Below are 15,544 nucleotides of genomic sequence, written 5' to 3' on the forward strand. Positions count from 1 at the left end.
ATTACAGAAAATAGCGTGTAAAAAACAATCGTTTTTTTCAATTACACTGATAGGCAGAATTTATAGGTAGGATAATTTTTAAATGTTGGCAGCCCAGTTTTCACCATGTTCATTATCAAAAGCACGTTGTAAGCTTTTATAAAGCATGATTTTTTCAATCGGTTTAGAGACATAATCATCCATACCGACACTTAAACAACGTTTTTTTTCTTCCTCCATAACGTTTGCTGTTAAGGCTATGATGATAGGTCGAGACATTGACGGCATATCTCTAATTAATTCAGTTGCCTCTAACCCACCCATATTGGGCATTTGACAATCCATTAATATCACATCGGCAGTATTTTCTATCATATACTCAACCGCCTGTACCCCGTCATTAACAATAGTGATGTTTTTTAAACCAAATGCAGTTAAAAATGCCTTAATTAATTGTTGATTAACCATACTGTCTTCAACCACTAAAATCTTACGATCTTCATACATGCTAAGATTGGTGATTAAAGCATGATCTTCGCCATTTTCTTTTCTCTGAATATCCGATTGTTTTAGTGGTATATCAAACCAAAACTCTGTGCCATTACCAATGGTGCTTTCAACCTGTAATTTTGCTGACATTAATCGACATAAACTGTTAGATATGGATAAGCCAAGCCCTGTTCCACCAAATTGGCGAGAGATAGATCCATCAGCTTGTGTATAAGAGTCAAAGATAAACGCGAGTTTTTCTTCAGCAATACCAATCCCCGTATCTTTCACTTTAAAGCGCAGCCATTGAATATGTTTATCGTTATATTTTTTTAATTCTTCGCACTGCTGCTCAGGTGGGTCTCGCTTTTCAACCACTAATTTCACAGAGCCTGTATGGGTAAATTTAACCGCGTTACCAATAAGATTAATCAGAATTTGTCTTAACCGTCCTTCATCTGCGGTGTAGCTATCAGCCAGCCCCTCACCTATTTCTGTTGATAACTGTATTTTTTTTATCTTGGCTTGATGGATAAACGGGGTCGCACAACTATGTACAAACGGCTTTAAATTAAATGCCGTCATGTGTAATTCCACATTACCCGACTCTAATTTAGAATAATCCAATATTTCATTGATAATAACTAATAATGAATAAGCTGACTCTTTGATATAACCAATTTGGCGTTGTGATTCTTGATCTAAATTTCGTTCTTCTAAACATTGAACAAAGCCAAGGACTCCATTCATTGGCGTTCTAATTTCGTGGCTCATATTTGCCATAAATTCAGCTTTTATTTTTATCGCTTCGCTTAAATCGTTTGCCTGCTCTCGTAATTTTCTATTTAAGCCTTGTAGCTTACTTTCCGTGTTATAAATACACTCGTCGGCTTTTTTTAGCTCGCTGGCTAATAAGGACACTTCCCCTTCGGCATCTTCAACTTCTGTAATATTCACACCACCCGAACCAATTTTTGGAAGTTGACCAATCAAAAACGTTAGTGGTCTTGTCACTTTGCGGTACATGTAAACTAAAATGAAGATAATAAAAAACAAGAATGGGAGAATAAAAACAAAAAGCTGTATTAATATCGTCCGAATAATTTCAGCCGAACTGTAATAGATAACGTAATTAAAAATATTATCGCCATTAAATGATACCGGATAAGTAAGGGTATAGTTTCCCTCATAAATAGATAAACCCGGTGATTGTGCTAATGGTGTGTAACTGTTGCCATCATTCTTCTCATAAAAATGAATTAAATTTCCATCCAAGTCATACAGTGATAAAGAGAGTATTTTTTTATGGGTTTCCAATGAGCGATTTAATTCTATCGACGTTTCTGTATCTTTATAAATAGCAGCATCAATGATTAATGGTGAAAAGGTATTCATCATTACCTTGATGTCTTTGACGACCCGCTGGGTATTATTGTAATAACTAATATATAGCGCTGTTAACATAACACACAGTAGAACACTGCTCATTACCAGCGCTATTTTGCTGAATAAACTCGTTTTATGGTACAAATGATGCACATCAATATCATGTAAAATCTTGGCGTGTAATCGCTCATTCTTTCCATGTTTAAGACAATTATCATCCAATTTATTTTTCATCATTAACCCTCTAGATAATATTACTTCTCTATGGGTAGTCCTTTTGCTGACCAATCTAACCACGAACCATCATAATGAGCGACATTAAATCCAGCTTGTTTTAATAAGAAATAAGATAACGTTGAAGCAGTACCTTTATTACAGTACGTGATTGTTTTCTTGTTATTATCTAATTTATTTAAAATGTCAGACAATTCTGATTTAGGTTTTAAGATTTTTTGACCATCTTCATTAGTCGTAAAAAACTCACTCAGCTCGATATATTTAGCTTTAGGTATTCGACCATATTTATCAGTAACAGATTTTTTCCCTAAATATTCATCATACGTGCGGCTATCATAAAGCTCATAATTAGGGTTATGGACAGCGACTTTTGCTACAGTCGTACTTGCATAAATATTTGATTTCAAAACAGGAACAAAATCAGACTTAGGTAATGTGTTTACTGTTTGAGACATAACATTATGTTGTTGCCATGCATTGAGTCCGCCATTAAGTATCGCTACATTTTTCACGCCATATAGCTCTAATACCCAAAATAGGCGTGACGCCTGCATAAGCTCGCCTTGATCATAAACAACTATCATAGCGTCTTTTGTTACCCCTTTCTCACGTAAAAGAGGCGCAATAGTGACCTTATTTTTAACATAATAAACACCGTCTTTGATGACATAAGTATCATCCACAGGAAAACTGATTGCGGTAGGTATATGTCCTTTATCATAATCTTCTTTTGAACGGGTATCGAAAATCACAACGGGCTGTTTATCTGCAATCTGCGCTTTTAACCAATCAGGCTCTGCGACCATATCTTGCTGTGCAAAGGCATTACTACTCAATAACGCCCAAATTATAAACATAAAATATGCTACGAATTTCGAGAGATCTCGCCATTGAATCATTCTTCCCATCCTTATCACCCTGCAATACTGAATTTTATCAACACACAATCAAGTGACTTACCTAAAAACACAGCAATTAACCAGCCAATTTATTAAACATACAACTTATTGATTTATCAGGTAGTTAAGCCTTGTTAATTAAAACTGTTATTCCCAAAATGCATTTTGCAAAGCAAATTAGCGCTTCACGGCTGTTTTTTTTAGACATTGCCATTGCATAAAAATAATGTTTTATATCAATATGATATTTATCCATATATTCATTTCATTGCCTTTCATTAGTATAGGATGATTACCAATAGATATTTGTTTTATGCTGTTTTAGAATGCTGTTTTATCAAAAGTCTTTATGATGAATAAGAAGCCCGACCGTAAAACGGCGATGTTGAGTATAATCAGCCAAGTTAAGGAACAGTTTCCTCTTTATGATGAAAGTACGTTTGTCTGTGGTCCTGATAACAAATGCGTCGGTTGCCCTAAAAAACTGTTAGAGCTCGTTGATACTGATTTAACCTATTGGGTATCCGCTATTTCACGGGGTGAAACACCGCAATTTGACGAGATACGTCGATTTGGCAAACTTTGTAATAATGTCCGCCGTGCATTAGTGAGAAACAACATCATTATTAACTAGTTATTTTGTCTTCTCTACCTGACTACATACAGCCGATTGTTAAGCGTGGTACAATCCGCACGTATTTACGTTAGTTAATGCGCCGCATTAGCTATTTAATGATTTATTTTGAGATTCTACATGCCATTCTCTAAGCTTGGATTAAACGATTCCATCGTTAAAGCCGTAACCGAAATGGGTTACACCTCTCCTACTCCTATTCAAGAAAAAGCCATTCCTGTTGCACTAACCGGTAAAAACTTGATGGCAGCAGCACAAACAGGTACGGGTAAAACCGCCGGTTTTGTACTGCCTATTCTGCAAATGCTAGATGATGGCACCAAGGTTCGAGCAAAACGTATACGTGCACTCATTCTTGCACCCACACGTGAATTGGCCGTTCAAGTAGAAGACAATATTAAGCAATACAGTAAGCACTTAAATTTAACTTCAATGGCAATGTACGGTGGTGTTGATTACGAACCACAAAAACGTCGCTTAATTGAAGGTGTCGATATTCTTGTCGCCACCCCTGGTCGTCTATTAGATATGTACACTAAGCGTGCAATCCACTTTGATGCAATTGAAATTCTAGTACTTGATGAAGCCGACCGTATGTTAGATATGGGCTTTATTGAAGACATTAATAAGATTGTTGAGCGTTTACCCGTTGATCGTCAAAACATGCTGTTCTCTGCAACGCTTTCTGATCAAGTACGCTTTCTTGCAAAAACAGCGGTGCGCAACCCCATTGAAATCTCAGTTGCAAAAGATGCTTCTGCTGATCCAAAAATCGATCAATGGCTTGTTACTGTTGATAAAGACATGAAATCGGCTTTGCTGAGCCATTTGATCCAAGAACAAAAATGGGATCAAGCATTAATATTTATCGAAACTAAACATGGTGCAGCAAAACTGGTTACCCAGTTAGAAAAGCGTGGCATTTCCGCTGAGTCTTTCCACAGTGGTCGTAGCCAAGCTGTACGTTCTCAGTTACTGGAAGATTTCAAAAACGGTAAGTTGCAATACCTTATTGCAACAGGTGTCGCTTCGCGTGGTATCGACATTGAGCAACTGACTCGTGTTGTTAACTACGATCTACCGTTCCCACCAGAAGAATATGTACACCGCATTGGCCGTACGGGTCGTGCTGGTGCATCAGGTGAAGCGATTTCTTTTGTTTCACGCGATAACTTTAAAAATCTATGCATGATTGAAAGCCTACTTGGTCATTTGATCACGCGTAAAGAAATCGAAGGTTTTGTACCGAAAAAAGATGTACCGGTTTCAGTTTTAAACTATAAACCTAAGTTTAAAAAACCAATGACAACTCGTGACGGCGATAGCGAAAATTCTGAGCGTAAACCTCGTCGCGATACACGTACGAAAAACAATACGCCACGTGGTGAAAAAACAAAATCACCTAAGCCTAAACGCCGAAAACCAATTACTGATCGTGATACGGGTATTCCACGTAACCCACGAAATAAAGCGAAACCTGCGCAGTAAGTACAGCGTTAAACTTTAAACAAAAAATGGCGAGATGGACTGAATATACTTTCTATCAAAGTGTATTCAATACATCCCGCCATTTTTATATCTGTTGTGATATTACGCTTTTGCTGTATCTAACTCTGTTGCCGAATTTTGCTCTGGGCGCTTTAATATCGCGTAAGAAATACCCGTTACTAATGTACCTGCAATAATTGCAACAAGGTAAAGTAGTGGCGGTGTAATAGCGTTAGGGATCAACAGTACAAACAATCCACCATGAGGTGCCATTAGTTTTGCACCAAACAACATCGACAATGCGCCTGTTAATGCGCCACCTAGCATACAGCATGGAATCACACGCATAGGATCGCGCGCTGCAAATGGTATCGCACCTTCAGAGATAAAACATAAACCTAATACGAAAGAGGCTTTACCTGCTTCATTTTCACTTGCCGCAAATTTACGTTTTGCAAGGAACGTTGCTAAGCCCATACCCATTGCTGGCACCATACCTGCAGCCATTACTGCAGCCATTGGCGCATAAGTATGTGACGCTAATAAACCCACACCAAAGGTGTAAGCCGCTTTATTCACTGGCCCACCAAGGTCAAAGCACATCATGCAGCCTAAAATCACACCTAAAAGCACAGCATTTGCAGAGCCCATTGTATTTAGGAAGTGAGTTAATCCTTCCATTGCTGCCGATACTGGACCACCAACAATGTAGATCATTACAAGACCAGTAATTAAACTCGCCACCAGCGGAATGATTAAAATAGGTTTTAATGCATCCATTGATTGTGGCAGTTTCACTTTTTCGGCTAAGAATTTTGCACTGTAACCTGCGAGGAAACCAGCAACAATACCGCCTAAGAATCCCGCCCCTGTCGCACTTGCTAACATACCGCCAATTAAGCCAGGTGCTAGACCCGGACGATCTGCAATGGAGAAAGCGATAAAGCCAGCTAATACAGGAACCATCAATGCAAAGGCAGATTCACCACCAATTTTCATTAAGGCCGCCGCTAATGTGCCCTGCTCTTTAAATGCCTCGATACCAAAAACAAACGACAGTGCAATAGACAAGCCACCCGCAACAACTAATGGCAGCATGTAAGATACACCTGTCATTAAGTGTTTATAAACGCCTGCTTTTTCTTCTTTCTTCTCGCTATTTTCTTTAACGGTATGTGTATAAGGCGTTGCTTGTTCAAACGCTTTTTCTATTTCTTGGGCTGTTTTCTTTAGTGCCAATCCAGTACTGGTTTTATACAGTGCTTTGCCATTAAAACGAGATAACTCGACATCAATGTCGGCGGCAATCATTACTAAATCAGCAGCTTCAATTTCCTCGGCTGTTAACTGATTTTTAGCGCCTACTGAACCACGTGTTTCAACTTTAATCTCATAACCTTGACGTTTCGCTTCCGTCTCTAGCGCTTCTGCTGCCATAAACGTATGCGCAACACCTGTTGGACACGCGGTGATTGCTACAATTTTTTTCTTGGTCGATATAGCTTGAGTTGCCACACTTTCAACAGTCAGTTCTGATGCCTGTTCAACCGCTTTTTGTAACCACGCGGTTGGGTTTTCCATGCAAGCGGTAACATCAGCACGAAAGACTCGCTTACCAACAAAACGTTGCTCATCAATAGCGAGATTTTCATTGGCGGCAATCACAATACAGTCAGCTTGTTCGATCTGTACTTGTGTTAGCATATTGGTTGCTTTTAACGATGTATGGCGCTCAATATTGGCTTGCCATTTTAATTCGGCGGCAGCTTTTTCAAGTAAACCTGCAGCAATTAAACTTGTTGCGATACCGCTTGGACATGCGGTAACAATACTAATATTCATTATTCGACCCCTGCACTTTTCACGTTATATTTTTATGTTGTTATGAAAGTTGAACGTTATCTTCGATTGCTTTTACTGCGCTTATATCATCAACGCCAACACCCACTTGTGTGACTGCATACGCTGATAGCGCCGTTGCAAAACGTAATGTCTCTGATCTTGTCCAATGCTGTAGGTGCCCCCAACACATACCTGCAACTAAAGTATCACCTGCACCAACAGTACTAACTACCGTCATTTTTGGCGGCTCGGCACGTAACCAACCTTCATGATTGCGCCACATCACTCCTTTCGCACCCAGTGACACCACTACATTTTCAATGCCTTTAGTAGCAAGCTGCTCTGCCACTTCAATGATTTCGTCATCGTTGTGTAATTCGCATTTTGCCCAGTCAGCTAATTCTTCATCATTTGGTTTAACCAGCCATGGTTTTGCGTCTAACCCTTCAGCAAAAGCCGCTTTACTGCTATCAAACAACACTTGCTTACCTTGCTGTTGAAGCTGCTCGATCCATTTCGCACATTGCTGGGTTGAAATTCCACGGGGTAAACTACCTGCGATAACAAAAACGTCATGACTATTCGCCAGTTCAAATAAAGTCGCTTCAAATTTCGCAATGTCAGTAGCATTTACTTCAACACCCGGGAAGTTTATGTCGCTTACTCGCCCATCTTGCTCAACCAATTTAACGTTGATACGTGTTGCGCCTGCGACCCTAACAAATTTATCAGTGACACCAATTTGTTCAAATAACTGACAAAAACCGTCTTGGTTTTCACTCCCTAATAATCCCGTTACCGTTACTTCTGCACCTAATTCAGCGAGCACTTTTGCAACATTAACGCCTTTGCCTGCAGGGTGAAGTGAACCTGAATCGACCACATTCACCGTACCAGCAGTAAGAGATGATAAGTGCCCAGTTAGATCCAACGCTGGATTTAACGTCACGGCGACAACTTTAAGTGACTGTTTAATTACTGTTTCGCTCATTATTTTTACCCTTAAAGTTTCTCGCCCAAACCATCGGCAATGGCTTGACCAATCGCCGTTAGTGCTTGTTCAGCATCACTACCACTAGCTGTAAATTTCAATTCGTTACCACATTTCACACCAAGCCCAATAACTTTCATTAAGCTCTTTGCATTAACCGCTTTGCTAGCGCTTGAAACATTAACGACTTGTATATCTGCATCAAACTTCTTGGTGGTATTAACTAACATTGCACCCGGACGAGCATGTAAGCCATGTGGGTTTTTAATCGTAAATATTGCGCTATTGCCCTCTAATTTAGTTTGAGAAAGCACTGAACATATTTGCTCTGGGCTCGATGATAAAAACGCATCAACCGTTTGGCTATAAATCATCTGAGTCAATCGTTCAATATTGGCAACATAGCTACTGTTATTCGCCGCAATAACGATTAACCCTTTAACTGGATGACTCTGCTCTTCAAAGATTGCTGACGGTGTCACAACAGCAATCGCTGTACGCTCAACCTCTTGATTGCTACTTATTAGCCACAATCCCTGACCTAAGTAACTCGCCTCTTTTGCGACAATATCCGCCACCATTTGCTTGTTAGCAAAACCTTGATGCTTTATTAAGCCAGCAGCAACCGCACTTAACTGCAATAAATCGGTTGCTGGAAAATCTTTTAAAACAAGTTGAGCATTGCATTCCGCTTCCGACTGCTCTGAGCCCATTAAAATCGTAATGACCTCACCTGCTGAATCACAACGCTTTAATTTCTCTTCGATACCATCTGCTGAAAGCACTTTGGTTAATTGCTTTAAAATCTCAAGATGCTCATCGGATTTAGCAGCGATCCCAATGGCTAAATAAACAGTCTGCCCCTCGCCCCAATCTACACCTTGAGGAAAATGATGAACCTTTACACCTGTTTTATTAACAAGATTTCGCGTCTCTGTTGTACCGTGTGGGATCGCTATACCATTACCAAGGTAGGTTGAGTTTTGGGCTTCACGTGCCAACATGCCATTGACGTAACCCGTTTTAACTAAGCCTTCTGACTCTAACTCTGATGCCAGTACTTTGATTGCATCTTGTTTATTGTTTGCTGATTTACGCAAAGCAATATCGTGTTTTGATAATGACAACATCTCTAACTCCGATAGTATCGAATCTTATCTATATTGCTGAATCGTTTCAGCAAGTAGTCAAATTAAAAGTTTCAGTCGAATTATGGGATTATTCTATACCTATAGATTCTGCTGAAACCTTTCAGCTTGAATACTGAATCGTTTCAGCATAAATTACAATTGATCAACGCATAGCGATTATCAGATCTATGATGAAACGCACAAATTGGCCTTAAATCTATATCTAGCATTATGAAACAAGGATAAGAATTGCTATCTATAGCAAAAGGCGCTGCACAAACAGCTTTAAAGAGAAGTATCAACTGATGACATTAAATGAAATTGCCAAGCTTGCTGGTGTATCAAGAACCACGGCTAGCTATATTATTAACGGTAAAGCTGAGCAATATCGAATCAGTGAGAAGACACAACAAAAAGTCCTCGAAGTGGTCAATGCACACAACTATCGCCCAAATCATGCCGCTTCTTCCCTTCGTGCTGGAAGTAGTCAATCATTGGGCTTGATCATCCCCGATCTCGAAAACACGAGCTATGCAAAAATTGCTAAGTTATTAGAATTGAATGCTAGAACCGCAGGTTATCAAGTTATTATTTCGTGTAGTGATGATGATCCTGTCACTGAAGTAGACGTCGCAAATCTGTTATTAAGCCGTAAATTAGACACACTTATTGTTGCGAGTGCCCTTCCTGCTGATAATGAGTTTTACAAAACAGTACAGGCCAAAGGTACGCCAGTTATTGCCATTGACCGCGCGTTAGATGATGAATACTTTGCATCCGTAATTAGTGAAGATCTTGAGGGTGCCTATGCATTAACTAACGCATTGTTAGATCAGCCTATTTCATCGATCGGATTAATTGGTGCAGTTGCGGATCTGGGTGTTTCAATTGAGCGAGAGCAAGGTTTTCAAGCAGCGATCAACAATCACCTCAAAACAGTGAATGTTAGCCTTGCCTATGGTGAGCAATTTAGCCAACAGCAAGGTGCATTGATTGCTCAGCAATGGATTGATGCTAACTGCTTTCCTGAAGCTATCCTTGCCACTTCTTATACCTTGTTTGAAGGTGTTTTAGATTGTTTATTAAAGCATCCAGAGGTGATGGAAAGAACATACTTGGCAACCTTTGGTGATAATCGCTTACTTGATTTTTTACCCAATAAAATCCAATCACTCCCACAACAATTCGATTTAATTGCTGATCATGCGCTACGACTCGCCCTCTCTGCGATTCAAGGCGATTATCAGCAAGGCGTTGAAGTCGTACCCAGAAAAGTGATCCGCCGATAAATAAGCGTGCATTACAAAATAACAGCATGATTTTTAGTAACTCGTTAGATATTTGATACCTACAGCACATAAATGGGTGGATAGGCTGTGACTTTAATCGCATAATCACAGGATGTAACTAACTACCCATTATGGCACGCTATGTATTTTCGTTTTAAAAATTTGCTGTTAACGCACGCACAATTTGCTCATTCCCTTCGTGTCACTATGGCTATCGCATTTAGCTTGATCTTTTATCATTTTATTCCTGTTCCTCATTCAATGTGGGGACCTGTTACGGTAGCTGTGGTGTTAATGCAGCCCTATGCAGGCGTGATCAAACAAAAAGGCTTTCAACGTGTAGGCGGGACTTTACTCGGTGCCGTTCTCGGTTTAGTTACTGTATTTTTTCCACAAAACCTCGTTGCGTTCATTCCTGTTTGGATACTAACGTGGTGTTTTTTGCTGTCGCTAAAGTCACATGGTAAGAATACATATATCTTTTTCTTAGCTGTAATGACGCTTATCATCGTGGCGTATCAAGGTAACAGTGCCCAAGAAGTCTCTGTTGCATTATGGCGAGTTACCAATATTATAATTGGTAGTTTGATCGCGATGTCTTTTTCAATGCTCTTCCCTATTCGCGCCAAATATTCATGGGATAAGCTATTTAATCAAAACATGCATGATTTACGTCAGCTTTATCAAGCACATGCATCAGCCCATATACCAAGCATTAAGATACTGGCGCGGATCAAAAACCACGTGAATGAACGCCAAATAAAGATGATAAGTTTGCTGGCGAATGTTCAAAAGGAAAACCCAAGGTCAGCGGGACACTATAAAGCAATTGTCACCATTCAAAGTTCGATGATTAGCTTAATTGAACAACTCATTGAAACCCATTGGAGCTCTGATATCGGTCGCCGTAAGTTATTAGAGCAAACTGGATTGAAAAACTATCAGCAGCAAATAGTGCTGATTTTAAATCAATTAGCCGATGATAAAGAGCTTAATATTGAATTGCCTGATATTCAGCAACTAAAACAGATGGCATTACAAATATCACAACCAAAAGACTCGATTTTACTGGGACCTTATGGTTATCTATGGTTAACGCGTCAATTGGTTTACCGTTTAGATGAGTTAATTGTGCAATTGAAATTAATTAAGAATACAAAACGTTATCATAATGATGATATGAATGGTGAGTAATTGGTGCTGATAACTAATTAGACAATTGCACTATGTATAAATAGTTATCACATTAATAAATAAAGAAATGCCAAACAGTAAACAACAACGTAAACTGACTCAATAATATATTTACAGCTATGTCGGGAGAATCAGCAATGACTCATAAAACGAAAACAATGGAAGTACCTGTAGCCATCGCCGATCGAGTACAGGCTTTAATTGATGCTTTTGAAGCCAAGCAAAAGTTTAATGCCGAGCAGAAAGTGATAGTAAACAACTTCCTTGCTATGGATGGTTTAAGTTGTGAAATGGCGGTTTATAGCCTACCTCAAGCAGAATTAATGGATACATTACGCTTTGCTTATGAGCTATCAGGTACAAACAGTAAATTTGTAACCAGCATTTTGACGCTAACCCGTGAGAACCCGAAGAAAGTTTTATCTGACGCTCAACGCGCTTCAGCAAAAAGCTTATTATTTAACCTAATCAACGATCCTTCTGTTGTTTCTGCTATGAAAGAAATGGATTAATTCAGCCTATTCTCTTTATAAAAGACAAAATAAAACGGCATGGTTAAAATTAACCATGCCGTTTTTAATTCTATAACACTAACTATTTAGAAGTACCTTAACTTATAACGTGAGTTACACCTTGCTCTTGTAACCATGAGCTAAACCTTGGCGAATCTTCAATAAAACGGCTATACACCAAGCACAGTTTATTCGAGCTTTCTACCGACGTTAATAACATTTTCACTAACAAAAGTAGCGCGTCATTTTGTGCATCCGACATGTAGTTAAGCGAAGTATTCTCAATATCTTGACCAAGTGTGAATTGCGCTAGTTGCTCAACATCAACAATAAAACCATCAAAATACTGCAAGAATGTTTCTGCTAGTAATGCATTGGAAGGGACGCTACACATCATAAAGACTTTTAAGTCATCAGCACCACGACATAAGCCTTGCTCAGCCAATAAATCAATTACTGTTGCCGCTTCACTGAACGTACGAACAAACGGTACAACAAGTTCAATATTCTTTGCATAAAGGCGTGCGCGTTTAATCGCTTCACATTCTAGCTCAAACGCTTTTCGGTAGTCTGCATGACCTAATCGAGATGCACCACGTAATCCCATTGCTGGGTTAATTTCGTCTTGTTCTACTTCCGCACCTAATAAATGGCTACGAGAGTGTGAATTATCACTAGTTAGACATACTTTTAACGGTGCATCGCCTTGTGTGGCAGCCGCTGCAATCAATAACTGGCTAAGTTTGGTTACAAATAACTCAGCGAAAGGCGTTTGATTATCGGCTTCTTTAAGCGCATCAAAAATAGCAGCTGTCGTTTCAGTAGAAAGTGATTCAGGCTTTGTAACAGCACAAGGGTGAACACCAATATCATGAGCAATAAGATCATCGAGTGAGACAATCCCCACCTCACCACTTTCAAGTCCAGTTAACTGCACTGATGACGTCAACATTGCAGTTAACGTTAATTCATTTTCAGTTGTCATAAAGCACCAATACTTCCTTGTTAATAAGACGAGTATTTAAAGAAATCGTCATTTAAACCCTGTGTATTCAAGAATACATTAAACACCATTACAGTATATCGACCTTACTTTGTGTTGAATTACGAGGCAAGAACTAAAGCTAATTACTGATAACTTATTCATATCAATCAAACTTTGAAGCTTGAACATTTCTTGATTACAAAATCATCATTAGTATTCAATCGTAGTAATAGGATGGTTAAAAACCTAAGTGATATCACAAGTTTGGTTTATTAAAATCGATTTTTGGGCTATCTTAGCGGTGTTATTACAGAGATCCCCAAGGTAGGCAAACATATTATGCCAATGAAAACAGATGAACTTCGCACTGTGAGTTTAGGCTTGATGCCAACTCCTGCTGAAATTGAAGCAACATCACCAATGACTGATGAAATTGCGACGCATGTAGAACATTCGCGCAAACAAATTGAAGCGATTTTAACGGGTCAAGATTCCCGTTTACTGGTGATTGTTGGGCCATGTTCTATACATGATACCGATGCAGCAGTTGATTATGCGAAACGCCTTGTTGCTGTACAAGAAACATATAAAGACCAATTGTTTATCGTAATGCGTACCTATTTCGAAAAACCACGCACTGTTGTTGGTTGGAAAGGTTTAGTTACTGATCCACATTTAGATGGCAGTTTAGATTTAGCAACTGGTTTAAAAAAAGCACGTAAACTATTAATTGATATTAACTCGCTAGGCTTACCCACTGCGACTGAATTCCTTGATATGATCACCGGTCAATACCTTGCTGATCTTATCAGTTGGGGGGCCATTGGTGCGCGTACTACAGAATCTCAGATCCACCGTGAAATGGCATCAGCCCTGTCTTGCCCTGTTGGCTTTAAAAACGGCACAGACGGTAATACCAAAATTGCGATTGATGCTATTCGCGCCACTCGTGAATCTCACCTTTTCTGCTCACCGGCAAAAAATGGACAAATGACGATTTACCGTACTTCCGGTAATCCTTACGGTCATATTATTTTACGTGGCGGTAAAATGCCAAACTACCATGCTGAAGACATAGCAACAGCATGTGAGGCATTAGCCGGGTTTGAGTTACCACAGCGATTAATTGTCGATTTTAGTCATGGTAATTGCCAAAAGCAGCATAAACGTCAATTAGATGTTGCAGCTGAAATCTGTGAACAATTGAAAAGTGGCAGTCATTCAATTGCGGGTATCATGGCTGAGAGCTTTATTGAAGAAGGGAATCAAGCGGTTATTGAAAACAAACTTGATGAGCTTGTTTACGGTAAATCTATTACAGACCCTTGTATTCATTGGAACGACACGCTTAAGATGCTAGATATGTTAGCGGGTGCCGTTAAAACAGCACAACGCTAAAATATCAATAAAAACAATTTGATGATATATAATACCGAGATAAAAGAGAGGTATAGATTGCTTCTCCTTCATTAATAAGCGGTATACTATACGTGTTAATGTAGATGGGAAATATTCCCTTAGACTTATGATAAGAGGTCATAAACATGCCATCTTTTGATATTGTTTCAGAAGTAGATTCCGTAGAAATCAAGAATGCGGTAGATAACTCAAAGCGTGAATTAGACACGCGTTTCGACTTCCGTAATGTTGAATCAAGCATTGAATTAAACAAAGAAATCGTAAAAATCACATCTGAGTCTGAATTCCAAGTAGATCAAATCGTTGCTATTTTACGTAGTAACCTTGCTAAACGTGGTGTAGATGCTAATGCGCTTGAGCGTAAAGCAGTCACTTTCTCAGGTAAAACTGCGTCTCAAAATATTGAATTTAAGCAAGGCGTAGAAACCACAAACGCGAAGAAATTAGTGAAAGCGATTAAAGACGCTAAACTGAAAGTTCAAGTTACTATCCAAGGTGACAAACTTCGCGTAACGGGTAAAAAGCGTGATGATCTACAAGCGACTATGTCACTTGTCCGTGAACAAGAGTTAGGTCAACCATTTCAGTTTGATAATTTCCGCGACTGATTTTATCCAAATAGTTAAAAAAGGAAGGCTCTTTGCCTTCCTTTTTTTTAAACTTTTTTTGCTAGCATTAAAATAATATTGTAAAAAATATACTCGAGGTGTATTATTCAAAATATAGTTTAAAATTCATTTTAATCATACAAATTGCATATTTCACCCGATATATACACTTTTATTACATAAAAAACCCACCTTTCTCACTGCATAATAATGTTATTAATATAGTGTTAACGCACTTGTATGCTTTGTAAGCAAACGCATTTTTTTTCTCTGCAAAATTTGTTGAACCCAAGATTTATCCCCTATAATGCGCGCTCTTCGATAGGGGCACTATTTACAAAGTTATTGAACAGAGAGAATCACAGCAGACATTGTTTATAACTTGCTTGATGTAAGTATGGAAACACAAGATCGACAACGGACCCGTCACTGAATATAGAATATATATCCTATATTTGACCA

General features: G+C 38.9%; 13 protein-coding genes. 7 read left to right on the forward strand and 6 right to left on the reverse strand.

Going from position 1 to position 15,544, the window contains the following annotated elements; all coding sequences use genetic code 11:
- Positions 1–78: 78 nt before the first annotated feature.
- Both CTN01_RS06655 and CTN01_RS06660 read right to left on the reverse strand, forming a co-directional pair.
- A complete protein-coding gene (locus CTN01_RS06655) occupies positions 79–2,091 on the reverse strand; it encodes an ATP-binding protein (protein WP_249033678.1) in 2,013 nt (670 codons plus the stop codon).
- A 17-nt stretch (positions 2,092–2,108) separates the two neighbouring features.
- Positions 2,109–2,999, reverse strand: coding sequence for a sulfurtransferase (locus CTN01_RS06660; protein WP_244155977.1), 891 nt, complete (start codon positions 2,997–2,999; stop codon positions 2,109–2,111).
- A gap of 343 nt (positions 3,000–3,342) precedes the next feature.
- Here CTN01_RS06660 and CTN01_RS06665 point away from each other — a divergent pair, with 343 nt between their 5' ends.
- Together CTN01_RS06665 and CTN01_RS06670 are read left to right on the forward strand one after the other, a co-directional pair.
- Positions 3,343–3,624: a hypothetical protein gene (locus CTN01_RS06665; protein ID WP_181318094.1), complete on the forward strand. Its 282-nt coding sequence runs from the start codon at positions 3,343–3,345 to the stop codon at positions 3,622–3,624.
- Positions 3,625–3,744: 120 nt separating this feature from the next.
- Positions 3,745–5,112: a DEAD/DEAH box helicase gene (locus CTN01_RS06670; protein ID WP_045147800.1), complete on the forward strand. Its 1,368-nt coding sequence runs from the start codon at positions 3,745–3,747 to the stop codon at positions 5,110–5,112.
- Positions 5,113–5,214: 102 nt separating this feature from the next.
- Here CTN01_RS06670 and fruA read toward each other — a convergent pair whose 3' ends face one another.
- From fruA to fruB, 3 genes are read right to left on the reverse strand one after another with little or no spacing between them, the layout of a single operon-like run.
- Positions 5,215–6,954 carry a PTS fructose transporter subunit IIBC gene (fruA, locus tag CTN01_RS06675; protein WP_045147801.1) on the reverse strand — a complete coding sequence of 580 codons (1,740 nt, stop codon included), beginning with the start codon at positions 6,952–6,954 and terminating at the stop codon, positions 5,215–5,217.
- A gap of 40 nt (positions 6,955–6,994) precedes the next feature.
- Entirely contained in the window at positions 6,995–7,945 is a 951-nt protein-coding gene (gene pfkB / locus CTN01_RS06680) for a 1-phosphofructokinase (RefSeq protein ID WP_045147803.1), read from the reverse strand.
- Between the two features lie 11 nt (positions 7,946–7,956).
- Complete coding sequence (fruB, locus tag CTN01_RS06685; RefSeq protein WP_045147804.1) at positions 7,957–9,075, reverse strand: fused PTS fructose transporter subunit IIA/HPr protein; 1,119 nt, start codon at positions 9,073–9,075, stop codon at positions 7,957–7,959.
- Positions 9,076–9,380: 305 nt separating this feature from the next.
- Between fruB and cra the strand changes: the two genes are divergently transcribed.
- From cra to CTN01_RS06700, 3 genes are all read left to right on the forward strand, one after another.
- Positions 9,381–10,364, forward strand: coding sequence for a catabolite repressor/activator (cra, locus tag CTN01_RS06690; protein ID WP_045131780.1), 984 nt, complete (start codon positions 9,381–9,383; stop codon positions 10,362–10,364).
- Between the two features lie 141 nt (positions 10,365–10,505).
- Positions 10,506–11,558 (forward strand): FUSC family protein, encoded by a 1,053-nt coding sequence (locus CTN01_RS06695; RefSeq protein ID WP_045147806.1) that lies wholly within the window; start codon positions 10,506–10,508, stop codon positions 11,556–11,558.
- 137 nt (positions 11,559–11,695) lie between these two features.
- Entirely contained in the window at positions 11,696–12,070 is a 375-nt protein-coding gene (locus tag CTN01_RS06700; RefSeq protein ID WP_045131781.1) for a hypothetical protein, read from the forward strand.
- Between the two features lie 97 nt (positions 12,071–12,167).
- Here CTN01_RS06700 and CTN01_RS06705 read toward each other — a convergent pair whose 3' ends face one another.
- Positions 12,168–13,055 (reverse strand): putative PEP-binding protein, encoded by an 888-nt coding sequence (locus CTN01_RS06705; RefSeq protein ID WP_052666552.1) that lies wholly within the window; start codon positions 13,053–13,055, stop codon positions 12,168–12,170.
- A 339-nt stretch (positions 13,056–13,394) separates the two neighbouring features.
- On the opposite strand from CTN01_RS06705, the gene CTN01_RS06710 reads away from it, so the two are divergent.
- Both CTN01_RS06710 and CTN01_RS06715 read left to right on the forward strand, forming a co-directional pair.
- Positions 13,395–14,453, forward strand: a complete 1,059-nt coding sequence (locus CTN01_RS06710) for a 3-deoxy-7-phosphoheptulonate synthase (RefSeq protein WP_045147951.1) — start codon at positions 13,395–13,397, stop codon at positions 14,451–14,453.
- A 146-nt stretch (positions 14,454–14,599) separates the two neighbouring features.
- Positions 14,600–15,082 (forward strand): YajQ family cyclic di-GMP-binding protein, encoded by a 483-nt coding sequence (locus CTN01_RS06715; RefSeq protein WP_045127058.1) that lies wholly within the window; start codon positions 14,600–14,602, stop codon positions 15,080–15,082.
- Positions 15,083–15,544: the final 462 nt, after the last annotated feature.

Origin of the sequence: Photobacterium angustum, assembly GCF_003026365.1 — a bacterium.
GTDB classification, from domain to species: Bacteria; Pseudomonadota; Gammaproteobacteria; order Enterobacterales; family Vibrionaceae; genus Photobacterium; species Photobacterium angustum.